Source organism: Luminiphilus sp. nBUS_07 (assembly GCF_051201685.1).
Classification (GTDB): domain Bacteria; phylum Pseudomonadota; class Gammaproteobacteria; order Pseudomonadales; family Halieaceae; genus Luminiphilus.
The window spans coordinates 1,542,876-1,566,712 of the sequence record NZ_CP179213.1 but is presented as its reverse complement, the minus strand read 5'-3'; the positions used below and the strand labels follow the sequence as shown (position 1 = coordinate 1,566,712).

Sequence of the window (23,837 nt, the reverse complement as noted above, 5' to 3'; positions counted from 1 at the left end):
ATAAGAGGCCCAAGACCTATCGCCAGAAAATTACCTTCGACGGTGCTCGGAGTGTACTGATCAGACACTCAAACTGCCTCAGAATCTTGCTCAAGCTGTCTAGACCATCTGAGGTAATCTTTAAAAACCGAGCTCTAGTAGACTGAAGTCACAAGCCTACAAAATTGAGTGCTTTGAATGATGATTGCGAGCGACGCACAAAGATGCCCTCTACCCATGCCTGTGGGGTGGTTTCAAGTTTTATACTCTAGCGATCTTGAGATCGGTGACGCGGTGCCCCTGCGCTACTTTGAACAAGAGCTAGTCGCTTTTCGAACAGAGAGCGGTGTGGCCCGTGTAGTTGATGCCTACTGCCCCCATATGGGCGCCCACTTGGGGTACGGAATTCGTGACAACGCGGGCAAAGGCCCCCGAGTTGTGGGTGAAAGTCTAGAATGCCCATTTCATGGCTGGCAGTGGAATGGCGAGGGCCAATGCACTCACATCCCCTATGCCAAGAACCTGCCTCCAAGGGTCGCCAAGGGCGAAAATATTCTGGGGGCATGGGAAGTTAGGGAAATTAACCAACAGATACTTGTCTGGTATCACCCCGATAAAGAGGCGCCCACCTGGGAGCCTGAACCTATCGAAGAAACTCTGGCTAATAACGCAGACTGGACCGGATTCGATCGCCATGAATGGGAGATTCACTCTCACATGCAGGAGATCGGTGAGAACGGTGTCGATGGCGCTCACTTTCACTACGTACACGGCACATCAGAGCTACCGGAGGCTGAAATTCAGTCCTTTGATGGCTACAAGCGACATGCAAAATTTATCACTCGCCAGCCGACTCCCCGAGGGGTCGTTGATGGTGCAATCGAAACTCGAAGTTACGGGGCGGGGTTATCAATCGTTCGCTTCAGCGGTATTTACGACACGATTTTGCTCGCCAATATTACGCCAGTAGAGCGTGAAATTAGTCATGCCATGTACGCGTTCATCCAGCCCAAGGCCACTGCCGAAACTCTGGGTAACAGCGTGGGAAAAGCCATAATCGCCAATATCTGTCAGCAGATGGAGGAGGATCAAATTATTTGGCAACGTAAGCTATATTTTGAACGCCCCTTGCTTTGTGACGGCGATGGGCCCTTTGCCAAATATCGGCGTTGGTACAGTCAGTTTCTTGTGGAGGCGCAGTAAAAAGCCCCACAGGCTACTGCCCACTGCCAATACAGCTGCACCGGACACCTCACGGCTTACGTGCCCACAGTATGGACATTAAAACCCTAAGCGGTTGGCGTAACGAAGGTGGTGCCAGTGGGTGTCTCCAAGCAACTGATTGCAGACTCGAGAACGCTTTAAAAACAGCCCAATATCAAGCTCATCAGTGACCCCCATGCCGCCATGCATTTGCACAGATTCATCACTGATTAACTGAAAACAATCGTTAGCAAGTGCTTTAGCCGCGCTGGCCATTGCACATTGATCTACCCCTTCCGAATCAAAAGCAACGAGTGCCGCATCGACAGCAGCTTGGCTTAATTCCAATTCGCTATACATATGAGCGGCTCGATGTTGCAAAGCTTGAAAGCTTCCTATTTTGACATCGAACTGCTCACGTTCCTTTAAGTGCTCGATCGTCCGCTCACACAATTCTCTTGCGCTCCCCAGCATTTCAGCCGCTAAAATTGCCATCGCTTGATTCAGCACACGAGCCCAACCACTCTCAGACGCAGGTCCAGCAACCCACTCACAGGCCGACTCAGAAACCTCAGAAAACTCAAAAGCAACGTACTGGCGGCCGTCCATAAGTCGGGATGCCTGCTGGTTGATACCAGGAGTATCGGAATCAACCAGTAGTAGACCCCACTGCCCACTCTCATTAAGCGCAGTAACCAGCAGCCGATCTGCCGCGGCCCCATCGAGAACCATACCCTTACTGCCGCAGAGCCCCTGAGGCGTCATGGCGGTTTGTAGACGGTCAGGCGAAAAATGCGCTTCCTCTTCGAAGGCCACAGCCCAGACCTCATCGCCATTGAGTAGTGCCGGCAAATACCGCGCAACTTGGGCGGGGCTTGCACATTGAATCAAAGCACCTTGAGCAAGTACCACACTAGAAAGCAGCGGTGTAGGGGATAATCGCCGCCCTATCTCCTGTGCGACGGCTCCCAATGCCAGCCAACCAAACTCAGCGCCTCCCGAGGCAGCCGGCACTGTTATGCTGCTTACGCCCAACATTGCTAACTGTCCCCAGAGGTCGCGGTCATAAGCCGTCGCTACAGGCTTACCCCGAAGGGTTCGCAGTGCCGAGATCGGCAATTTGGCAGCGAGAAAACTGCCAACGCTGGCCCTGAAGGATTCTTGCTCTGAGTTCAAAATCATTCTGAAGACCCACCCGAAGGCAGCCCGAGCCCGCGTTTGGCAATGATATTGAGCTGTATCTCTGAAGTACCACCGGCGATGGTCAACGCCTTATCAAACGCCCATTGCTTGACCATCGAATCGCAGCCGTCCGGGTCATCCGGCGCGCTAAGAGACAACCCCCGATAACCCAAGATTTTCAATTTTATTTCATTCTTTTGTTGAATCTCTCGGGTGCTCAAATATTTCATAAGAAGTGGCAAGCCGGGGTCGCCACAGCGTGCTCTCCCCTGTTGTTCTATCCGCTCTCCTAGCTGTTTCACCGCGCGATCACGCATCAGGTGACGGGCTAAGCTAACCCGCACATCTAAGTTAGAAATAGCACCATCATCTTGTCTTTTCATGCGCTGAGTCGCCAGCTCAACAATATTCACTTTGGGTTTTTCCGCCATACTTTCGAAGGAAGACATCAGCTGCCTTTCGTGACGAAGCACCTCCTTGGCAACAGCCCAGCCACCGTGTAGCTCACCGACAAGATTGGCTTTTGGGACAAGCACATCATCAAAAAATGTCTGACAAAAATCTGATTCACCACTGATTAACGGTATCGGGGAAACCGAGACACCGGGGGTTGCAAGGTCAATGAGAAGAAAGCTTATGCCCTGCTGCTTGGGGCCTGAGTCGTCTGTTCGCACAAGGCAAAAGATCCAATCCGCCTCGTCAGCCTTTGTTGTCCAAATCTTTGAGCCATTAACCCTAAAAAAGTCGCCATCATCCTCTGCTTTCGTCTGCAGGTTAGCCAGGTCTGAACCCGCGGCGGGCTCTGAGTACCCCTGAGCCCAGCGAATCTCACCACGGCAGATTGCGGGCAAATGCTGTTGTTTTTGGGCCTCGCTCCCAAACACTAACAATGTAGGACCCAGCATCCAGAGGCCTTGGTCATACAGTGGCGGACGGCAGCCCAAAGCCTGCATTTCTTCCCGCAATATTGAGGCCTCAGTAACACTTAAACCTGCTCCGCCGTAACGCACCGGCCATTCGGGTGCCGTAAAACCACGATCTCTGGCCGCTTCAAACCAGATGCGTGCATCATCGCTATGAAAGTACCGCTGTCGACCACCCCATATCTGCTCCTTCTGAACAATTGGCCGCCGCTGAGAGAGAGGACAACAGAGTTTCAGCCAGGCGTTCACCTCTTCTCGAAAAGCAATCAGTGCATCTGAACCTTCCATAAAGTCTGTTAGCTCCTGAGGAAATTTCGGCGCCCCCCTAAGGGGAATGACAGCACATGCTTACCTCACAATCACATGATGTCATCGTCCTTTTTGTTTAGAACCCTTAGTCGGCAAATTTTGACCCAGCCTGCGCTTTGCATTTACCTTACTTGAGTGAGAATGCAATCCTGGTCACACCTGCTAGAAACTCAGGCTTAGCTTGGAAAGAAAGGAGAATTAAAGTGGCAAAAGCAGCTGAATATGGTTTAGGCCCCAACACCTTCCCCAGGGCTGGTTTGTCGTAGCAGAGAGCCGAGAAATAGACGGCGGCCCGATTGGCGTTACTTTTTTTGACCGAGACTTTGTCATTTACCGCGGCGAAAGTGGCAAGCCCGTCATGCTCGACGCCTACTGTAAACACATGGGAACGCACCTCGGCAAAAACAGCAGCGCGATGTTAATCGTTGCAGATGTCGGCGGTAAACGCATCGAAGGCGATGCGATTCGTTGCCCTTACCATGGGTGGCGTTATAACGCTGAGGGCGATGTCGATGACATTCCCTACCACGATGGGCCCTGCCCAAAGTCAGCCTCAATCAGGTCCTACCCCGTAGTCGATAATATGGGCTGCATCATGATGTGGTTTGATGAACAAGGCGAGGCTCCCCTATACCCGGCTCCGTACCTTCAGCAATGGGATGAAGCCGGATGGGTGCATTGGAACCTAGATCATCTTCCCGAGCTGGACATCCACCCTCAGGAGGTTCTCGATAACATGGCGGACAATCGTCACTTGGGGCCAACCCACGGCGCGCCCTGCGAGTATTTTGAAAACGAAATAAAAGGACACGTGCTCATTCAACGTCAGGGTGGAGCCATGGCCCTCTATGGCGGTGTGATGCTCTACACCACCACGTGGTACACCGGGCCTGGCGTACTTCTCAGCAAGCAGGTTTGGGGGGACACGACGCAGTTTGAAATGATCGCTAACACTCCGGTAGGAGATGGTCGAATAAAAGCGTGGCATGGTTGTTTGGTAAAGGCTCAGGGCGAAACTGTAGGTCCCGAGGATTACGATATGGCACGGCAGGTTCAGGCAGGCGCTCTAGAGGCGTTCTCAAAAGATTTTGAAATTTGGCAGCACAAAGCGCCCGCGCTCAAGCCCATGGCCATGAAAACCGAAGGCCCGTTCCTGAACAACCGGAAGTGGTACGGGACTTTTTATGGCGACTCAGGCAATGAACTTACAGGTCAGTCGGCGTTAAATGGTTTTTATCATGTGCCCGGGGTGGCAACACCTGCCGAGCGAGAGCACGCTATTGATGACGGCATACCCATTTGAGAGTAACGGTATAAAGATTCAGAGGCCAGAAAAGTCCGGGAGTTAGTGCTAAACTGGCCCCGCGAAGGGCACTGCCAACCGGCCCAATCCTAAACGTAAAGCACGCACCAAAAACCTAGGACAAACATGAGTACTGAGGACATTAGAGGGCCCTCGAAGGAATGGCTGCGTCGTCGCGTTGTCTACCCTCTGGCTTTCATCGCCGTGGCTGCGATTATTACCGCGATATTACTTGATTCAAAACCTCAGATTGATACGACAACGGGCGAAAGCAATGCAATCGCTGTGCGCAGTCTAGAGATAAAGCTTGAAGCCTTCCCGCTAAGCGTGCGCTCGGAGGGAACTGTACAACCCAGCATACAGACTAACCTCGTCGCACAGGTATCGGGGGAAGTCATTAACGTCAGTGATGCACTGCGAAGCGGCGGACGCTTTTACAGTAATGATCTACTGCTAAGCATTGATCCCCAAGACTACAAAAATTCTCATTTACAGGCGGTAGCAAACCTACAGCGCGCCGAGGTTGAGGCAGACTACTTCGTAGCAGAAAACCGGCGCCTCATCGCCCTGTCGCAACAAGATATGGTGAGTGAATCACAGCTGCGAGCTGCTGGCCGCTCAGCGGGTGTCGCCCAAGCGGCATTGGCAGATGCCAAAGTACAGCTTTCAACTGCACAGCTAAATCTTGATAGAACCGCAATCAGAGCGCCCTATGACGGCCGTGTTGCAGCAGAAAGCGTCGACATCGGCCAGTTTGTACAGCGTGGGGGTACGATTGCTGAGCTCTACGCAACTGAGCAACTTGAAGTTCGCCTCCCGCTGGCCGACCGCCAACTTGGTTTTTTGGACTCTACGATTCTTGAGAGCGGAATTTATACCCACAGCGCTGCGCCCAAGGTCACCCTAACCGCGGACTACGCGGGTAAGCAGCACCGGTGGAATGCCACACTAGTTCGCTCAGAGGGTCAAATAGACCAGCTGAGCCGCGTCGTTTATGTCGTCGCTCAAGTGAACAATCCAATAAGCCAGTACGAAGTCGACCTCCCCGTAGGCCTCTTTGTCAAAGCCGAGATCGTAGGAGTTACCGTAGACAACGCTGCGATCATACCGAGCTCCGCGGTCCGCGAAGGGAACCAGGTGCTAGTCGTATCCCCTGAAAACACGCTGCACGCTAGGACAATAGAGGTACTGCGTTATGAAAATGAACGCGCGATAGTGACCTCTGGCCTTCTAGCCGGAGAAAAAATCTGCCTTTCTCCCCTGCAGTACGTGGTCGATGGCATGCCCGTGACATTAGTCGACTGAGCGGCAGGTTGTGAAAGCCCTCATCAGTTGGTTCGTAAGGAACCCTATCGCAGCTAACCTACTGATGTTTTCATTGGTTGTTGGCGGATTGCTGGGTTTAATCGAGGTCAGAAAGGAAGAATTTCCTAACATTGACGTTCCCACTATCACGGTAAGCGTCCCCTACTTAGGCGCAGCACCCTCAGAGGTTGAAACCGGTGTGTGTATTCGCATTGAAGAGGCGGTGCAGGGAATTGAAGGTATCGACAAGGTGAAGACCACCGCAGCAGAAAATCGCTGTGTTGTCGCTCTAGAACTCACCAATGCATCCTTTCAAGACCGTGTCCTCGATGATGTAAAAGCTCAAGTCAATGCGATATCGACCTTTCCTGCCAATACCGAAAAACCGGTAGTTGCTTCAGTCAGTTTACGCTCGGTGGTGATGTATCTCGCCATCTCAGGAGACACTGACGAACGATCATTGAAAAACCTCACCGAATCTCTGCGGGAAGAAATTCTTGAAATTTCGTCAGTCAGTTTAGTCGACACCATGTATGTTCGACCCGACGAAATTTCCGTTGAAATCCCAGAACTCACCCTGCGGCGCCACGGATTAACGCTGGAGGCTGTAGCCAAGGCGATTCGGCAAAGTAGCATTGATATTCCCGGAGGGTCGATCAAAAGTGATGCGGGAGAGATTCGATTACGCAGTACCGCACAGCGGTATACCGGGCGCGAACTCGAAGACGTACCCGTGATCACAAACTCAAATGGCACGCGCATACTGTTACGAGACATCGCCGTCATCCGTGATGGATTCGAAGAGCAGGAGCTGTCTGCGATGTTTGATGGTCGCCCTACACAGCTCCTCAAGGTATGGCGTTTAGGGAAAGACAACACCCTAGCCATGGCTAGGGATCTCACTGACTTCGTTGAGGTAAAGCAGCGTAGCCTCCCCTCCGGTCTCGAGTTACGCATATGGAGTAACGAGGCCGATGATTTAGTTGACCGATTGTCGACGCTGATAAATAACGCCACCGGCGGCCTGTTACTGGTGATCCTCACCCTCGCTCTATTTTTACGACTGCGCTTGGCACTTTGGGTGACCGCCGGTATCCCGGTTTCTATCCTCGGCGCTATCGCATTCTTTCCCTCTGCTGACTTGGGCATCAGCACGCTGTCGCTTATGGGGTTTTTACTGTCACTGGGGATTTTAGTCGATGACGCCATCGTGGTCGGGGAACGAATACACACCCATGAGGGTTTTACTCAGGATTCTCAGGAAGCCGCCGTCAATGGCACCACAGAGGTGGCAATCCCCGTATTTTTTGGCGTGCTGACAACCATGGCGGCATTCATCCCTATAGTAACCGTCGATAGCATGTTGGGCAGTTTTTTTGGCGCTATCGGATGGACCGTGCTCTTATGTTTGGTCTTTAGCCTTGTTGAGTCGCAGCTGGTACTGCCCGCGCACCTGGCTCACCGAAGCAAGGAGCGTGGCACATCAGCTATTGGGCGGCGCTGGGAATCTTTCCAAGAAAAAGTGTCAGACGGTTTGGAGCGTTTCGCTCAGCGTCAGTATCAACAGGCACTGTCCTATGTACTGAAATACCGTTACGCCACCCTAGGCGCCGCACTGGCAGCGCTGATCATCATCCTTGGGCTTTTGGCTAGTGGGCGGGTTATCTTTCAATTTTTCCCGACCGTGTCGGGCAATGAAATCTATGCCAGCCTGGAGTTGCCAGAGGGCTACCCGGTTGAGAGAACAACAAAGGCTCTGGAGCTCGTTCAAACCTCTGCAGACCAACTCATAGCAGAACTAAACCAAGACCTGCCGAAGGGTGCTTCCGCCGTCATCAACCAATTTAAAACTATTGGTCTGCCCATCAGTAAGAGCGAAATCTCAGGAAGTTCCGAATCTGGTAGCCACATTGCCGAGATGTCGATCACCTTGCTTCCCCATGGCGAGCGCGGAGGTATGACACCCAAAGAAGCAGCGAGACGCTGGCGAGAACTTACGCCAGATATTCCCGACGTCATTGAGAAAAGCTTTACTGCGTCAGCTGTGTCCCTTGGAGAAGACATCAATATTCAAATTCGCGGCAAAGATCTTGAGGTGATGAGTGAGGCTGCTGCAGCTCTGACCGAGGTTCTCTCAAGCTTTGATGCCATTTACGACATCAGCGATAGTTACCGGGCAGGAAAGCAGGAATTAGTCGTAAGAGTAAGACCAGAGGCTGAATCATTGGGCTTAACCCAAGCTGATTTAGGCACTCAGGTCAGGCATGCATTTTACGGCGCAGAGGCTCAACGCGTGCAGCGTGGACGAGACGACATGCGCATTATGGTCCGATATCCTGAATCAGATCGTCGTTCACTCGATAACTACAACCAACTGTACATTCGACTCCCCAATGGTGCAGAGGTACCGATTGAAACAGTGGCCAGCGCCCAACTCAGTGCTGGCAACGCCACCATTCGCCGGGTGGATGGGCAGCGGACGATCAACGTAACGGCCTATGCAGACCGCACGCGAATCGCACCTGAATCCGTACTACGACTGATTGAAAGTCAGCACATCCCCCGGCTTGAATCCGAGTATCCCGGGACAACGTTTTCCCTGGCAGGTGAGGCTGAGGAGCGGGCTAGCGCGTTGTCGGGACTAGCGCGTACAAGCTTGCTGGCACTCATCATCATTTACACCCTGCTGGCAGTTCCGTTGAAATCCTATCTGCAACCTTTGGTGGTCATGGCCAGCATCCCCTTTGGCTTTATTGGCGCTGTGCTGGGGCACTTTATACTTGGCTACGACTTGGTCTTCTTTTCAATACTTGGCATCGTCGCGCTCTCGGGCGTCGTTATCAACGCCAGCCTGGTTCTTGTAGACTTTATTAACAAGCGTCGCCTAGACGTGAGGCTCAGTGTTACAGAGGCAGTCACTCTCGCCGGTGTCTCGCGCTTTAGACCTATTTTTCTGACTTCAGTCACAACCTTTGTGGGCCTACTGCCACTCATGCTTAACGCCGACCTCGCCACCGCTCCGTTCGTGCCTTTAGCGGTATCGCTGGGGTTTGGTGTTATTTTCGCTACCTCAGTGACACTGCTCCTCATCCCCGCGCTTTACCTTATCTTGCACGATCTGAGCGGTTCACCAAAAAACACAAACAAGATTGACAGCACCGCTGAGCGTTAGCAGGGGAGCTTACGCAAACCGCCAGAACCGCCTCACTTCAGTTTGAGGGTTAAATATGTCATCTTTTCAGGCTCGCGCAGCTTTTGTGGGTTAGCCCTGATGCATTTAAGAAATAACAAAACGATCTGCGCCCTGCAGCGACCGGTAAGTTTTCCCGGAAGGACCGAACCCAGGTCAGGGGGGGGATCGTGTCGACAGCACTCTTAACCCTAGGAAGACTCCCTAAGGCGCTATCTGTTGCAAGAGCGTTACGAACGCAGGGTTATCGCGTCATCGTCGCCGAGCCATTTGCATGGCACGTGAGCCGCGTGTCTAAAGATGTCGCTCAAACCTTTAGACTCCCGGCCCCCAATAGCAACCCTGAAGCCTACCAAGCAGCACTACTCGCATTAATCGCAAGGGAAGGCGTCGACCTTGTTGTCCCCGTATCAGAAGAGGCACATTACGTACTGGCCATTCGCGAGCACTTGCCCCCTCAGGTTGCTCTGTTGGGTCCCAAGGTAGATCTCTATCGCACCTTGGCCGATAAGGCCGCATTTATAAATTGCGCTGTGCAAAAATCTCTGGCAGCTCCCCGCTCGGCACTTGCTAACTCTCCCTTAGCGGCCACCTTGACTGAAACCTTCGATTACGTCACGAAGCCGATCAATGGCTGCTCTGGCATTGACGTAGAGTTTCATTGCGCCGGCGATGTATTAAAAAGCAACAGCGCCGATGTGCTAGTGCAGCAGGCGGTTATCGGCGATGTTGTTAGTAGCCTCAGCATGGTGAAGGCCGGAGAAGTTCAAGCGACCAATGTCTATAAAGGATCCATCTTCGCCGGCACCGTGGCGATTTGTTTTGAACGCGTTACGGGCGATATTGCGGAAAGAGTGCAGCAGTGGATACACCAATTTACCCAAGACATGGATTACAGTGGCTTCATTGCTTTCGATTTTATCGTTGATACTTCGGGGGTTCCCCAAGCCATAGAATGCAACCCTCGCCTCACAAGTGGCATCCATTTTTTTGATTCAGAAAGCCTCGGTGCCGCGCTCATCACAGACCGGAAGATAGCCATTAAGCGCCACAAAAATGAGGCATGGCAGTGGCGTTACAGCACGCTGACAGAAGCTTACGCCGCGCTGTTCAAGGGCAATTTGAAAGAATTTTGGCGACGACTAAAATTGTGTTGGAGCGTAGCCGATGTTGTCTGGTCGTGGCGAGACCCCCTCCCCTTCTTGTTAATGACGCCACTATCTTGGCCTATTTTGAAACCGGCGCTTATCGAAGGGATATCACTTGGGGAGGCGTGTCAGCGAGACATCGCACCCCTATGGTCGCAGCCTTCGACTGAAGCCATTACAGGCGGCGACAATGCAGCCTGATTTGTTCAGCAGGCCGCGTCGTCAAACGCGCAGCTGGCCTCACGGGCCTCGTATCTGCACGGCGAAAGTCAAAGCGGCGCACCAGTTCAGCAATGATCAAAATCGCCTCTGCCTGCGCAAACCCTGCCCCAATGCAAGTATGCGGCCCAACGCCAAATGGAATATAGGCCCCCTCTTGAATCGAGCCCTCACCTTCAGCAAGGAAGCGATCGGGGATGAAGGCATTAGGGTTCTCCCAGTACTCCTGATGCCGATGAAGGGTCCATGGAGACACCATGACCAAAGCCCCGCGGCGCAACTTTCTCGGACCAACATGACAATTTTCAAGGGCGACCCGAGGAATGAAGGTAATGGGTGGATAGAGCCGAAGCGTCTCCTTAAAAACGGCTCGGACCAGTGGCAGTTGTTTGACGTGGCTAAAATCAATCGCCCCCGCCCCAACGACGTTGTCGAGTTCAGTGCGCAACCGAGCAACGAGGGTGGGCTGCTCAGCCAGCACATAGAAAACCCAAGTCAGCGCGCTGGCGGAAGTTTCATGCCCTGCCAAAAAAAACACGCCCAACTGGTCGATCAACTCTTCACGTGTGAACGCAGCTCCGGTGACGCTGTCTTTGGCCGCAATGACCTCACTGGCTATGTCATTAAAGGCGGCGGGGTTTTGCAAGTGGGGATCCAGCAAATCACCAAGGTGCCCACGGATACGCTGACAAGCGGCCAACACCCTCGGCAGCTGCGGCACTTTTGCCCAAGCCTTTTGAAAAATGAGGCGAAAAATATCGACCTGTGCAACCGACTGCTCGAACTCGGTGAAGTCTTCAAAAACATCGCTGGAAACACCTGTGGCCAGCGGCGTCGAAAAGATCGTTCGGCAAATGACATCCGCAGTCAGATGACTCATGGCCATATCGAGGGAAAAGCTCTCGCCACTCTCAGCATGACCGTCCAGAATTTCCAAATGGTCATGAACTGCAGACTGCATCGCCTCGAATGCGTGACTGACACGGAGCTGAGAAAATGCCGGATCTATCATGCCTCGCTGGCGCTTCCAGCGCGCCCCGTCAGTGACAAAAATAGACTGCCCAATCAGAGGCTCAAGGGCGTTGACCATCAAGTCACTCTTGGGGAACCGGCTGCCGTCATCGCGCAAAATTTCTCGCACCAACCCCGGCTGATTGAACAGAACCGTCGAGCGCCGGGAATAACCCAAATTGCCAAAATCAAACCTGTAAGCCGCGCCGGGCAGCAATTCCAGAAGGTTGCCATCTCCGTGCCACAAAACCCGCGCGAGGGCAGGCAGCGCAGGCAACGGTTGAGGGTGGGGAGGGACAAAAGGCTTGCTATGAGACATAGTGGTACGCCACGACAACAGATCCAACAGTATGAGAGGGCTATTTGATGGTGTCGACCCATGACATCTTTATGACTTTGGTCACTATCCATATCGCCACGGGGACAGTTGGCCTTGTTACGTTTTGGATACCCGTTGGCGGGCGCAAAGGGGGTGCCAATCACCGCCGCTTTGGCCGCATATTCATCAACACCCTTTTAGCCACTGGGATTACTGCAGTGGGCATCGCAACCACAACACTGCTAGATCCTCTCGCCACCCATCCACATCTGGTGGAACACGCGGTTTTTTCTGACCCTCTAATGGTGCGTGCTATTTTTGGTTGGTTAATGCTTTATTTGGCTACGCTCACAGTGAATCTAGCGTGGCATGGGCGCCTCGCCCTGCGCCATAGGAAAAACCATCGCGCGACTGGGACACGGACCAACAACCTATTGCAGATTGCACTGTTAGTGGCCTCAACAACCTGCCTCATGCAGGGGTACTGGGTGCAACAGCCGATGATGATGGGGCTGTCCGTGGTGGGCTTTGCCACTGTTGCAACGAATTATTGGTTCATTTTTAAGCCCGAGCCCAACCCCTATGATTTTATCAAAGAGCACATCAAGAGCCTCGTTGGTGCTGGCATATCAGTGTATACCGCGTTTTTTGCCTTCGGTGCCGTGCGGCTGATGCCCGAACTGGCGCTAACCCCCGGGCTCTGGGCGGTACCCTTGATCACCGGCCTGACCTTAATCATCTACCATCAATACGCCGTAACCCGTAAATACCAAATGCGCAGCGTGGTGGCGAAATGAGCAAGCAACACGTCATTGTGATTGGCGCCGGCGCAGGTGGGCTGGCCGCTGCAGTGGAGCTTGCAGCTGCGGGTCGCGCTGTCACCGTTTTGGAAGCCGCACCTACAGTCGGCGGAAAAATGCATCAGGTACGATCGGGTGAACATTGGATTGATGCCGGGCCCACGGTATTTACCATGCGCTGGGTCTTCGATGAACTGTTTGCTAATGCGGGAGCCCAATTTTCCAATCGACTCCCATTCAAACCCCTCACCACTCTCGCCCGCCATTGGTGGACGAGTGGCGCTTCAATCGACTTACATGCAGACCCACAGGTGACCGCAGCAGATATCGCCGCATTAGCGGGCAGCGCCGACGCCGAGGGTTACCTGCAACTTTGCCGAGATTCGGGCCAAATATTCGAACTGCTGAAAGACAGTTTTATGGCCGCTCCCCAACCCAACCCACTAACTCTCGCGCTGCGAATAGGACTGACTAAATTCAGTGAAATGCTCGCATTGAGGCCTCACCAAACCTTGTGGCGTGCCTTGGGGGGTTATTTAAAAGACCCACGCCTACGCCAGCTGTTTGGGCGCTACGCCACTTATGTTGGGTCCTCACCACTCAAGGCCCCAGCGACGTTACTGCTGATTACGCACGCAGAGCAACAGGGTGTATGGGTACTACCCGGCGGCATGACTTCTTTGGCGCGAGCCATGCAAAATTTAGCGGAAGAACGCGGCGCTCAATTTAAGTTGAGTAGCAGAGTCACGAAGATCAATACCGAGAACGGCCACGTGACCGGCGTTACTCTGGAAAGCGGTGAATCACTGCACGCCGATGACGTCATTTTCAACGGTGACCGCAGCGCATTAGCAACCGGCTGCCTGGGTCCTGATGTTGTTCTGGCCACCCGGGGCACACCCGTGGAGCAACGAGGTTTATCCGCCGTCACCTGGTGTTTGAGGGCAGATGCTGCTGGATTTCCTTTGAGTTATCACAACGTATTTTTTGATGAGGACTATCCCAAAGAATTCAGCACGCTGTTTGAAGACAAAAGCGTAGCCGAACGCCCCACTGTCTACGTTTGCGCTCAAGACCGGTTGATGGCCGGCCACCACGAGGGCTACGAGCGCTTACTCGTACTCGTGAACGCACCCGCCACCGGAGATCTGAGCACTTGGACCCGAGAGCAAATGTCCGAGATAACCGCGCGGACCGAGGCAGTGCTCGCGGAGTGTGGGCTGAAATTATCTCTTAACTCCGCCACCTGTCGCATGGCCAACCCACAGGATTTTGCAACTCGATTCCCCGGTAGTGGCGGCTCCCTTTATGGACAGGCCACTCATGGGCCGCTCTCTAGCTTCACGCGCCCCAATTCAAGAACTAAAGTTTCAGGGTTGTATCTTGCCGGGGGCTCGGTCCATCCGGGGCCTGGCGTTCCAATGGCCACCTTATCGGGCAGACTCGCCGCACAAGCGCTCCTCGAGGACGCCCATGGCGCGAATTGGCTGGCGTCGCAGCTACGCCGATTCGCCCCAAAATCGAATTAGCGCCTCAACGGTTTCTTCCGGCCGCTCCCATTGCGGCAGGCCGCAGGTAGGGACTATCTTCTGCACACTAACTAGATCGTTACTTTCGAGCAGTTCTGGTACGCACTCAAAACCGATATTGGGATCCTGGTCATATAACAAAAGTGTCGGCACCCTCAACGGCTGATACAACAACGTCAACGCATCGGTGGTGAACAACTGCATGGTCAAAAAAGCAAACGGCGCGCGGGCTGCTTCGGGTTCTCGTGTGGTTGCTACCGCATAGTCAACCAGAGCTTTGGGCACTGGACCATAGAACGCTTTATTTAAAAAATACTGAATACTGCGACGGGAGACCAAAGCTCGCCACAGCCCTCGGCTCAACCATCCAATATTGAGAATACGGTTGATACGCGCACCCGCCTCCGCAGAAGGCGGCTGATTGCGCCCCAGTCCGGTTGGCGAAATCAAAGTCAGCGAGTGAATCTCCGGGCTGTTGTCCCGCAACGCCCGGGCTGTGAACTCTCCTGTCAGCGACAGCGCCACCACATCGGGCGCAGGGCCATCAATTTGGCCCAAGAAGTCACTGATTACCTCAGCATAAAAATCTGGAGAGTACGGCAAATCACCGCGCTGAGACTGACCAAACCCTGGCAGATCCGGTGCATAAACCACTCGGGAACCGGCAAAGTGGTCAAATAACGGCTTCATTTCAATAGCACTTGGAGCCGCATTAATGCTGTGGAGCAAAACCAGCGGGCGGGCATCAGGGTCTAAGTGCTCGGGCTGTGAGCGATAGCAACTCAATTGCGCGCCGCCCGCCACCGTAAAACAATGAATGTCGGCAGCGATCGCCTTCTCTAAACTCATAAACTTTCCCTACACAGCCACAATATTGTTCGTCTATTGTTACACTTTTTATGTTAATTGTGGTTTACACTTATAAGCCTCAGTTTCACAACGGAAATTTCGGATGGCAGCACCCTACCCTTTCACCGCTATTGTCGCTCAGCAAGACATGAAACTGGCACTACTCATCGCCGCCGTTGATCAAGGCGTGGGTGGGGTACTCATCATGGGTGACCGTGGAACGGGCAAGTCTACGGCAATCAGAGCACTCGCATCACTACTGCCAAAGATTCCTGTCATCGCCAACTGCGCATATAACTGTGACCCCGAGCGCCCACCCGCGGGTCACTGTGAGAGCTGCCAACACGATAAAAAATCGGCGCCAAAAAAAACCGCTACCGTAGGCATCCCGGTAGTCGACCTGCCGTTGGGCGCGACGGAAGATCGCGTCATCGGAGCTCTTGATATTGAGCGCGCATTACATGCCGGCGAGAAGGCTTTTGAGCCCGGACTATTAGCCCGCGCCCATCGTGGTTTTTTGTACATTGATGAAGTCAATCTGCTGGAAGATCATATCGTTGATGCGCTGCTTGATGTCGCAGCTTCTGGTGAAAACGTGGTTGAACGCGAAGGTCTCAGTATTCGCCACCCGGCTCGCTTTGTTTTGGTCGGAAGTGGTAACCCCGAAGAAGGAGAACTCCGTCCCCAGCTGCTGGATCGATTTGGACTGTCAGTCGATGTATCGACGCCGCAGGATGTGAAATCCAGAGTTGAAATTATTCGCCAGCGTGATCGTTACGAGCAAGACCCCGAAAGTTTTATTAAACAATGGCGGCGCAAAGAGTCTGCGCAACGACGCCGAATAGAACAAGCACGGGATCGAGTCGGATTGGTCAGCACGCCAGATGAGGTTCTCGAATTTGCCGCCTCCCTGTGCCTGCAGCTGGGCACTGACGGCCTGCGCGGTGAGTTAACGCTATTGCGGGCGGGACGCGCCCTCGCCGCACTCAACAAAAAAGATCTTCTAACCTGCGCGGACATTCGCAGTGTGGCACCCATGGTATTGCGCCACCGACTGCGCCGCGACCCGCTGGACGAAGCCGGCAGTGATAGCCGTATTGCCCGCGTGCTGGAGTCCATGGAAGCCTCATGATGCCAACGTCGGCGTCGAGTCACTGGGCACTTGCCGAGGAAGCTCTAGCCGCATTTTCGATAGCGCCCCACGCGCTGGGTGGGATATGGGTTCGCAGCTCACCAGGGCCAGTGCGAACCCTTTTTCTTGAACTGGCTGAAGATTGGCAGCTCAACAGGATCGCCAAGCGCATTCCTCTGCATGCCCAAGAAGCCCGCTTGCTGGGTGGTATCGAACTTACACAGACCCTCGCCACCGGCAAGTTACATTGGGAGACAGGACTTCTGGCCCAGAGCCATGGCGGCGTCATCACGTTAACCATGGCTGAGCGTGTTCAGCGTCAGACCATTGCGCACCTTTGTAGCGCCCTAGACACAGGAAACCTGCGATTGGCTCGAGAGGGGCTCAGTCAGACTGTGCCCGCGGCTTTTGGGGTTATTGCTCTCGATGAGGGTCTTGAGGGCGAACAACCTCAGACCGCTCTTACAGAGCGGTTGGGACTGCGAGTAGACCTCAGTAGCCTAAGCGTTCACGACGCCTTACCCAGCGATATCGACAGTGCACGTTTACTCAACGCCCAAGCCAACTGGACGTCAGTGACCCTTTCAGACGATCTGACCGAGGCGCTAGCGGTCACGACGTTAGCCTTGGGAATTGAATCCCCACGCGCTATGGTTATTGCTTCTCGATTGATGAAAATTCTTGCGGCGATTAACGACCGCAGTGCCGCCACAGAAGCCGATTTAGAGCGCGCGGTCATTATGTCATTGGCACATCGAGCAACACGATTACCCGAACTCCCTCCCGAGGATGATGACAACGAGGCAAGCGAGCCTGAGCCTCAGGAAGCGCAGTCAGAGGAGCCGGAATCTCCCAGCAACAACGAACAATCCGAAGTAACACCTCCTCTAGACGCCGTCATTGAATCGGCCATTGCCCACATACCCGCCGGATTGCTCGCGTCGCTTCGTCAGGGCCACCAGCCCCGAGGAAAAAGTTCCGCCGGTGGTAAGTCAGGGTCACAGCAACGGCACAAACAGCGCGGGCGCCCAGTGGGTACTGAGCCCGGAGATCCCCGCAGAGGGTCCCGACTCAACTTAATGGCAACACTGAGAGCCGCCGCTCCTTGGCAGACACTACGTCGACGACAAGCCAATCCCGGGCAGCAGGGACAGCTGCTCATTAAACCGTCAGACTTTAGGACAACGCGTTTTCGACACCAGCGCGAGAGCACCACGCTGTTTGTAGTCGACGCGTCGGGATCCGCCGCCATGCATCGAATGGCTGAGGCTAAGGGAGCGGTAGAACTGTTACTGGCTGATTGCTACAGCCGACGTGATAGCGTTGCCCTCATTGCATTTCGAGGCGACAAAGCCGAGCTTTTACTACCGCCTACGCGCTCTCTGGTCCGCGCAAAAAAGGCTTTGGCAGCCCTCCCCGGCGGCGGCGGTACGCCCCTCGCCCACGCAGTAGAACTCACCACAGTGCTGTCAGAGCAAATCATGCGCGATGGCGCCACTCCCACTGCAGTTTTTCTGACCGACGGTGTGGCTAACATTGCTCGAGATGGCACGCCAGGTAGACAGCGTGCAAAAGAAGAGGCCATGGCCGCTGCGAAACAGTTTCGCGCGTTGAATAGTCGAGCCCTAGTAATAGACGCATCACCCCGAGCCCAAGAAAAAGCGCGAGAACTTGCCGCAGCTTTGGGGGGACGCTATCTAGCCATGCCACAGGCTGATGCTCAGGGGCTACGCAACATGGTTCGATCTGCCGAGGCTGTAAATTGAACGCCCTTGACCTCCCCAAATTTTGGCCCAATCGTCAGTACAGTCAGTTTATATCGGTGGACGGTGTCGAATGGCACGTTCAAACCCGGGGGGTGGGACCTGCGGTGCTGATGATCCACGGCACAGGTGCCTCCTCACACAGCTGGGCGGCACTCGCAGACAAACTGGCCGATCGATTTACCCTAGTCATGCCTGATCTGCCCGGCCAGGGGTTTAGCAGTGCGTTGCCCCCTGAGGAGGTCTGTATAGAGGGCTTCGCTCGCCGACTGCAGGGCTTGCTTCAGGCCTTAGGCATTCGGCCCAAACTTTTGGTAGGCCACTCAGCAGGCGCTGTTATTGCGACCCACCTGACCCTCCATGCACAGTTTTCACCAGCCGCTATCATTTCGATAAACGGCGCTTTTCTCCCCTTTGGGTCTGCGGCGGCGCCCGTATTTAACCGTTTGGCGCAGTGGCTGTCTAAATCTCGGTTGTTAGCTTATGTCACCGCCGCTCACGGCCTGTTTAATCGCCCTGTTAGGAACATGCTCGTCGAAACAGGCTCCAACCCCAGCGCTCAAATGATGCAGTGTTACCGAGAGCTGATCTCGAGACCAGACCATGTGACCGGAACGTTAAAAATGATGGCAGGCTGGGACTTAGGCAATCAGCGCCAACTTCTACCTAGCCTTCGCACTCCACTTCACCTCATTGCCTGCAGCAATGATCGCACCGTATCCCCCTGGCAATCTGAGCGCCTTTCAGAATTTGTCGCCTGCTCAAAACTGTACAAAATTCCTGACCTCGGTCACTTAGGGCATGAAGAAGACCCGGCTCCTTTTGCCGACATTATTCAAGCGACTTTATAGGCGCTATACCGGCGCTATTCACTGGCGCTTTGGACTGATAGACTGTCAGTGCTGCTTGACACAAAAGAGCGTCAAAAATAATGAACAACCAGCTTGATCTGACTAAGCTTGGCACCCAAAATCTCGGACCGCTTGATGAGCGCCCCCATGCCATTGTCATCGGAAGCGGCTTCGGCGGATTGGCCGCTGCAGTAAGACTGGGCGCAAGAGGCTACCGCGTCACCATTCTTGAGAAGCTCGATGCCGCCGGAGGCCGAGCCTATGTTTATCATCAAGATGGCTTTACCTTCGACGCGGGCCCAACGATTATTACAGCACCCTTCTTGCTCGAAGAGTTGTGGGAGCTCTGCGGTCGCAACCTAAGTGATGACGTTGACTTACGCCCCATGGATCCCTTCTTCAGAATTCGCTTCGACGACGGCCGAAGTTTCGACTACTCGGGTGACCGTGACAGCAACATTAAGCAAATTAAAACCTTCAATGAAGCCGACGCAGAGGGCTACCTTAAGTATCTAGACGCCAGCGAACAGCGCTACCGCGTGGGTTTCGAGCGACTTGGATTCAAATCTTTTGACAGCCTTTGGCAACTCATTCGGTTTTTGCCGCAGCTCATTCGATTACGCAGCGACCGAAGCGTTTACAGCCTTGTATCTAGCTATATTAAGGACCCTTATTTACGTCAGGTGATGAGCTTTCACCCCCTGCTAATCGGCGGCAACCCCTTTTCGGTGACCGGCATTTATTCGCTCATTTCCCACCTCGAACAAAGCTTCGGGGTGTGGTCTGCGATGGGTGGCACAGGGCGCTTGGTCGATGGCTTTGTATCGTTGATTGAGGGACAAGGGAATCATATTTTCTACAACACCGAAGTTGCTCAGATTAATACCGAGGGGCGACAGGTAACGGGCGTGACTCTGAAAAACGGTAGCGAATTAGCCGCCGATATTGTGGTGTCCAATGCCGACTCCGCGTGGACATATAGACATCTGCTGCCTGAGAGCAAGCGCAAACGCTGGACCAATAAAAGGCTGGACAAAGCTGCCTACTCCAATGGCCTCTTTGTCTGGTATTTCGGCACTCAAGGTCGTTACGAAGATGTGCCGCACCACTCGGTCTTGCTGGGACCTCGCTATGAAGGTCTGCTCAAAGATATTTTCAAGCACAAAATATTGAGCGAAGACTTCAGCTTGTATTTACACCGACCGACTGCCACAGACAGCTCCATGGCTCCTGAAGGTTGCGATACATTTTATGCCCTCGTTCCCGTACCTCACCTTGATGCAGGCGTCGACTGGCAAGAGCACGCCGAAACATTTCGCCAAGCAATCGAAACACGCTTAGCCGAGACCGTGTTACCCGACATTTCGAACCGTATTATGACCTCTAGGCTGCTGACGCCTTTGGATTTTCAGAATCGCTTGAACTCCTTTAAAGGCGCTGGATTTAGCTTCGAACCCCGGATCAGTCAAAGCGCCTGGTTTAGACCCCATAACCAAAGTGAAGACTTTGATGGCCTCTACCTCGTGGGTGCCGGAACCCATCCCGGAGCCGGCATACCCGGTGTTATTTCCTCCGCCAAAGTACTCGATGAAGTCGTGCCTCATGCCGCTACACTCAAAACTCGCTGAACTACCTACCCCGCACACCGATCTGGCGCATTGTCGTCAGACGCTGTCTGGAGGAAGTCGATCATTTTGGGTGGCGTCCCAACTGCTTCCACCCACACTGCGCAATGATGCCTGTGGGCTTTATGCCTTTTGCCGCGAGGCTGACGACCTCATTGATGAAGGCGATGATGCTGACGCCGCCTTAGTGGAGTTGCACAGGCGTCTCGACGGGATTTACGGAGGGGAACCTCAGGAACGCACAGTTGATCGCGTGCTCCAGCGCATTGTCACGCAACATCAACTTCCAAGAACTTTGCTAGAAGCGCTGCTCGAGGGCTTTGCTTGGGACGCCAGTGGCCGTGAGTATCAGACTTTGTCTGATGTATTTGCTTACGGCGCGCGAGTAGCCGGAGTTGTGGGCGTGATGATGGCGGTTTTAATGGGCGTTCGCGAGCCCAAAGCTTTAGCCCGCGCAGCTGATCTTGGGGTTGCCATGCAACTCACGAATATAGCCCGAGATGTGGGCGAGGATGCCCGTGCCGGTCGCCTGTACCTGCCTCGTCAACTGCTCAAAGATGCAGGAATCGACGCTGAAGCATTTTTACAATCGCCCGCATTCTCACCTGAGTTATTCAGTGTGATTGAACGGCTGCTGATTGAAGCTGACAGGCTCTACAAACGCAGCGAGAGCGGAATTGCGCTGTTACCTGTGGGTGCAAGACCTGGAATTTATGCGGCTAGATTGCTCTACGCCGAAATCGGACATGCGCTGCTCAAATGCGGCGGCAACTCAGTAGACAAACGCGCCTACATTGGCATGGCCGGAAAAGCCCGACTGGTTTTAAGCACGCCAAAATGGGTCACTCTCAATAAAGTCGGCTTGAATGAACCCGCCCTTTCCGAGTGCCAGTACTTGCTTGATGCCGTTAAACAGGCTCAAACGGAACAATCGACAGAGCTGCATCACAACTCGCTTTTTCGCCGCATTTATCGGCGAATGGTATGGACCCTGGATCTGTTTGCAGCCCTTGAGGCAAGACAGCAAGCCGCAGCCGCGGGTCACGGGTCCGCCCTCAGCGAAGGGCACTCTTAAGTCTAACGAGGCCTACCTAAATCGTTAACAACACTCCTGCAATGTTCTCCCGTGCCCTGAGTCACCGGCTTTAAATACCCCCAGCCGCACCTCGCTCTAACCAGCCCTGTCGCCAGACGCCGTCATAAATGCGCAATGATCAGTGCGCCATTTAGGGGCGATGCAGAGGGCGACGAGGCATTCGAACAGGTAACATCATCTGCATCCACGGCCGCGTAAAACGGTCGAGGTGCAGGCTTTCGTGCATGACTTTTCGAGGCCCTAAACCGGTATCGAGCTCCACTACCGAGCGGGCATAAAAGGGCGACTCTTCAAGGGTCTGTTTGACGCGTGCTTGTCCAGTAACAGTGCGACAACGTCGCTGCGCCCGCCACAAAGGCGTCGCAACCATCGCTGTATCCTCCCCGGGGTTGGAAAGCTCAGAGCACGACATATCCGGGCCATACCCAAGACTCAGGAACCGTCGGTCACCGTTTAGCAGAGTCGCATCGTAGTGAATATGTCCTTCACCTGCCTCCGCGGCACTGCGCTGCCAGTGCCAGTTACGAAAGGTTTGCTCCAGCGGCACCACACCCGCATTGCAGTCTAGGTAGGCGGCGCCCTCCCAGCTAATATCTGGCCGCTGCATAGTGACGGTTACCCGGCCAGCGGGGGCCGCTGGCCACCACCGATGAAGCCCGCCCGGATCAAGTGCAAAGGATTTTTGCCCAAGTGCCGGCACGCTCAGCTCGATTTGCCCCTTAATGCGCGAGGGCCAGGGATTACACATCTCATTTATTTGGAAGACAAACCGGCTCTCATCCTTTTGATCAACACGACTAGGCCCGATAACAATGCGGTCCTGGCCACGCTGGAGATCACCAGCCCCTCTCTCTGTTAAGGCCCACCTTCGGCGATCGGGACCATAAAGTATGGCGTTTACACTGCAAAAATTTTCGGGATTACCCTTGCTACGCCGCCTCGCGCTGAAGTAGTACGGCGAAAATACGCTGCCAATGAAAACGATAATAGTCAGGGCAGCCTTACCATCATCGCTAAACGCGTCCAGATACCACCACCGGTACCCATTATTGGGAACCCTCGCGTCAAACCCCAGTTTCTGGCCGGCAATTTCTGGTTGCGGCTCACTCTCCGGCAAAACACCCATGACACGTTTCCCGCACTCAAAGTGTAAAATATCTTGAACATCTTATATGTCTTGTTTACTTTACAGCAAACCTTCCCATTAATGGAGGCAGTTACCATGGGGAAAGAGTCGCTGGATTGTGAACACACCCTTGGGCTTGCCATACGCGAGGCAACAGGGCCGACCTGCCCGCCGCTATTAGCTAGAGCGCTGGACTATGCCGTTTTCCCTGGAGGCGCCAGGGTGCGACCTCGCCTTTGTTTGGCCGTGGCACTCGCTAACGGCAACTCAGAACCTCGATTGGCCTCTGCAGCCGCAGCGGCTATCGAACTACTGCACTGCGCATCGCTGGTCCACGACGACCTCCCCTGCTTTGATGACGCGATTGAACGGCGTGGCAAGCCCTCCCTTCACGCTAAGTTTGGTCAGCGCATCGCAGTGCTCTCGGGAGACGCTCTCATCGTTGCCGCATTCCAGCAGCTGGCACAACTGGGCTCCAGCGTTACGCATCCAGTCCGAATGGCGCAAGTCACAGCCATTGTCGCAGCAGGCGTCGGCGGACCAATGGGTATCTGCGCAGGGCAGGCTTGGGAGTGTGAACCTCGGGTCGATCTCAAGCACTACCATCAGGCGAAAACAGGCGCTCTATTCGTCGCTGCAACTTGCGCTGGTGCGGCTGCAGCAGGAGTCGCAGCAGAACCTTGGCGAGAGCTTGGCAATAGTATCGGCGAGGCCTATCAGGTCGCTGACGATATACAGGATGCCATCGCTGATACCGCCACAATAGGCAAGCCAACGGGCATTGATGTTGCACTTGATAGACCCAGTGCAGTGCGTCAGTTAGGCCTAGACGGCGCAGTAAAACGTCTGGAGCGTTGTATCGAAAAGGGGCTCGACTCCATTCCTGAATGCAAGGGCCGCGCGCTATTGCACGAAGTCGTGCAACAACAATCAAACCGCTTTTTCCCTCAAGGTATTAAGCATACGGCGGCCTAA

General features: G+C 54.1%; 18 protein-coding genes. 13 read left to right on the top strand and 5 right to left on the bottom strand.

Annotation, left to right across the window (positions count from 1 at the left end; all coding sequences use genetic code 11):
• Positions 1-177 precede the first annotated feature (177 nt).
• Positions 178-1,182 carry a Rieske 2Fe-2S domain-containing protein gene (locus ACMAZB_RS06895; protein WP_435215586.1) on the top strand — a complete coding sequence of 335 codons (1,005 nt, stop codon included), beginning with the start codon at positions 178-180 and terminating at the stop codon, positions 1,180-1,182.
• A gap of 78 nt (positions 1,183-1,260) precedes the next feature.
• Here ACMAZB_RS06895 and ACMAZB_RS06890 read toward each other — a convergent pair whose 3' ends face one another.
• Both ACMAZB_RS06890 and ACMAZB_RS06885 read right to left on the bottom strand, forming a co-directional pair.
• Positions 1,261-2,364, bottom strand: coding sequence for an acyl-CoA dehydrogenase family protein (locus ACMAZB_RS06890; RefSeq protein WP_435219929.1), 1,104 nt, complete (start codon positions 2,362-2,364; stop codon positions 1,261-1,263).
• Complete coding sequence (locus tag ACMAZB_RS06885) at positions 2,361-3,575, bottom strand: acyl-CoA dehydrogenase family protein (RefSeq protein WP_435219928.1); 1,215 nt, start codon at positions 3,573-3,575, stop codon at positions 2,361-2,363. Before ACMAZB_RS06885 ends, ACMAZB_RS06890 begins: the two co-directional genes overlap by 4 nt.
• Before the next feature lie 241 nt (positions 3,576-3,816).
• Here ACMAZB_RS06885 and ACMAZB_RS06880 point away from each other — a divergent pair, with 241 nt between their 5' ends.
• From ACMAZB_RS06880 to ACMAZB_RS06865, 4 genes are all read left to right on the top strand, one after another.
• Entirely contained in the window at positions 3,817-4,899 is a 1,083-nt protein-coding gene (locus tag ACMAZB_RS06880; protein ID WP_435220064.1) for a Rieske 2Fe-2S domain-containing protein, read from the top strand.
• Between the two features lie 126 nt (positions 4,900-5,025).
• Positions 5,026-6,204, top strand: coding sequence for an efflux RND transporter periplasmic adaptor subunit (locus ACMAZB_RS06875; protein ID WP_435215580.1), 1,179 nt, complete (start codon positions 5,026-5,028; stop codon positions 6,202-6,204).
• A 10-nt stretch (positions 6,205-6,214) separates the two neighbouring features.
• The gene (locus tag ACMAZB_RS06870) at positions 6,215-9,376 is read left to right on the top strand and encodes an efflux RND transporter permease subunit (RefSeq protein WP_435219927.1); all 3,162 of its coding nucleotides are present in this window, start codon (positions 6,215-6,217) and stop codon (positions 9,374-9,376) included.
• 188 nt (positions 9,377-9,564) lie between these two features.
• Complete coding sequence (locus ACMAZB_RS06865) at positions 9,565-10,743, top strand: ATP-grasp domain-containing protein (RefSeq protein ID WP_435219926.1); 1,179 nt, start codon at positions 9,565-9,567, stop codon at positions 10,741-10,743.
• Here the strand turns inward: ACMAZB_RS06865 and ACMAZB_RS06860 are convergent.
• Positions 10,718-12,091, bottom strand: coding sequence for a cytochrome P450 (locus tag ACMAZB_RS06860; RefSeq protein ID WP_435215574.1), 1,374 nt, complete (start codon positions 12,089-12,091; stop codon positions 10,718-10,720). The two genes, ACMAZB_RS06865 and ACMAZB_RS06860, sit on opposite strands and share 26 nt — an antisense overlap.
• A gap of 71 nt (positions 12,092-12,162) precedes the next feature.
• On the opposite strand from ACMAZB_RS06860, the gene ACMAZB_RS06855 reads away from it, so the two are divergent.
• Together ACMAZB_RS06855 and crtD are read left to right on the top strand one after the other, a co-directional pair.
• On the top strand, positions 12,163-12,888 hold the full coding sequence (locus ACMAZB_RS06855) for a hypothetical protein (RefSeq protein WP_435219925.1): 726 nt from the start codon (positions 12,163-12,165) through the stop codon (positions 12,886-12,888).
• Positions 12,885-14,420: a 1-hydroxycarotenoid 3,4-desaturase CrtD gene (crtD, locus tag ACMAZB_RS06850; RefSeq protein ID WP_435219924.1), complete on the top strand. Its 1,536-nt coding sequence runs from the start codon at positions 12,885-12,887 to the stop codon at positions 14,418-14,420. The genes ACMAZB_RS06855 and crtD overlap by 4 nt, the downstream gene beginning before the upstream one ends.
• On the opposite strand, the gene ACMAZB_RS06845 is transcribed toward crtD, so the two are convergent.
• Positions 14,391-15,269, bottom strand: a complete 879-nt coding sequence (locus ACMAZB_RS06845) for an alpha/beta fold hydrolase (RefSeq protein WP_435219923.1) — start codon at positions 15,267-15,269, stop codon at positions 14,391-14,393. The two genes, crtD and ACMAZB_RS06845, sit on opposite strands and share 30 nt — an antisense overlap.
• A 103-nt stretch (positions 15,270-15,372) precedes the next feature.
• Between ACMAZB_RS06845 and bchI the strand changes: the two genes are divergently transcribed.
• From bchI to ACMAZB_RS06820, 5 genes are all read left to right on the top strand, one after another.
• Positions 15,373-16,401, top strand: a complete 1,029-nt coding sequence (gene bchI / locus ACMAZB_RS06840) for a magnesium chelatase ATPase subunit I (RefSeq protein ID WP_435215566.1) — start codon at positions 15,373-15,375, stop codon at positions 16,399-16,401.
• Positions 16,398-18,167: a magnesium chelatase subunit D gene (locus tag ACMAZB_RS06835; protein WP_435219922.1), complete on the top strand. Its 1,770-nt coding sequence runs from the start codon at positions 16,398-16,400 to the stop codon at positions 18,165-18,167. The genes bchI and ACMAZB_RS06835 overlap by 4 nt, the downstream gene beginning before the upstream one ends.
• A complete protein-coding gene (gene bchO, locus ACMAZB_RS06830) occupies positions 18,164-19,015 on the top strand; it encodes an alpha/beta fold hydrolase BchO (RefSeq protein WP_435219921.1) in 852 nt (283 codons plus the stop codon). Before ACMAZB_RS06835 ends, bchO begins: the two co-directional genes overlap by 4 nt.
• An 80-nt stretch (positions 19,016-19,095) precedes the next feature.
• Entirely contained in the window at positions 19,096-20,643 is a 1,548-nt protein-coding gene (locus ACMAZB_RS06825) for a phytoene desaturase (protein WP_435215561.1), read from the top strand.
• Positions 20,618-21,715 (top strand): phytoene/squalene synthase family protein, encoded by a 1,098-nt coding sequence (locus ACMAZB_RS06820; RefSeq protein WP_435219920.1) that lies wholly within the window; start codon positions 20,618-20,620, stop codon positions 21,713-21,715. The genes ACMAZB_RS06825 and ACMAZB_RS06820 overlap by 26 nt, the downstream gene beginning before the upstream one ends.
• Positions 21,716-21,866: 151 nt before the next feature.
• On the opposite strand, the gene ACMAZB_RS06815 is transcribed toward ACMAZB_RS06820, so the two are convergent.
• Entirely contained in the window at positions 21,867-22,862 is a 996-nt protein-coding gene (locus tag ACMAZB_RS06815) for a carotenoid 1,2-hydratase (protein ID WP_435219919.1), read from the bottom strand.
• Positions 22,863-22,895: 33 nt separating this feature from the next.
• On the opposite strand from ACMAZB_RS06815, the gene ACMAZB_RS06810 reads away from it, so the two are divergent.
• On the top strand, positions 22,896-23,837 hold the full coding sequence (locus ACMAZB_RS06810; RefSeq protein ID WP_435219918.1) for a polyprenyl synthetase family protein: 942 nt from the start codon (positions 22,896-22,898) through the stop codon (positions 23,835-23,837).

Bases quoted from the DNA above. Each gene is read 5' to 3' on its own strand.
- crtD (WP_435219924.1), top strand. From the start codon at position 12,885: ATGAGCAAGCAACACGTCATTGTGATTGGCGCCGGCGCAGGTGGGCTG.
- ACMAZB_RS06835 (WP_435219922.1), top strand. From the start codon at position 16,398: ATGATGCCAACGTCGGCGTCGAGTCACTGGGCACTTGCCGAGGAAGCT.
- ACMAZB_RS06875 (WP_435215580.1), top strand. From the start codon at position 5,026: ATGAGTACTGAGGACATTAGAGGGCCCTCGAAGGAATGGCTGCGTCGT.
- ACMAZB_RS06860 (WP_435215574.1), bottom strand. From the start codon at position 12,091: ATGTCTCATAGCAAGCCTTTTGTCCCTCCCCACCCTCAACCGTTGCCT.
- bchI (WP_435215566.1), top strand. From the start codon at position 15,373: ATGGCAGCACCCTACCCTTTCACCGCTATTGTCGCTCAGCAAGACATG.
- ACMAZB_RS06895 (WP_435215586.1), top strand. From the start codon at position 178: ATGATGATTGCGAGCGACGCACAAAGATGCCCTCTACCCATGCCTGTG.
- ACMAZB_RS06845 (WP_435219923.1), bottom strand. From the start codon at position 15,269: ATGAGTTTAGAGAAGGCGATCGCTGCCGACATTCATTGTTTTACGGTG.
- ACMAZB_RS06885 (WP_435219928.1), bottom strand. From the start codon at position 3,575: ATGGAAGGTTCAGATGCACTGATTGCTTTTCGAGAAGAGGTGAACGCC.
- ACMAZB_RS06855 (WP_435219925.1), top strand. From the start codon at position 12,163: ATGACTTTGGTCACTATCCATATCGCCACGGGGACAGTTGGCCTTGTT.
- ACMAZB_RS06815 (WP_435219919.1), bottom strand. From the start codon at position 22,862: ATGGGTGTTTTGCCGGAGAGTGAGCCGCAACCAGAAATTGCCGGCCAG.
- ACMAZB_RS06825 (WP_435215561.1), top strand. From the start codon at position 19,096: ATGAACAACCAGCTTGATCTGACTAAGCTTGGCACCCAAAATCTCGGA.
- ACMAZB_RS06890 (WP_435219929.1), bottom strand. From the start codon at position 2,364: ATGATTTTGAACTCAGAGCAAGAATCCTTCAGGGCCAGCGTTGGCAGT.
- ACMAZB_RS06820 (WP_435219920.1), top strand. From the start codon at position 20,618: ATGCCGCTACACTCAAAACTCGCTGAACTACCTACCCCGCACACCGAT.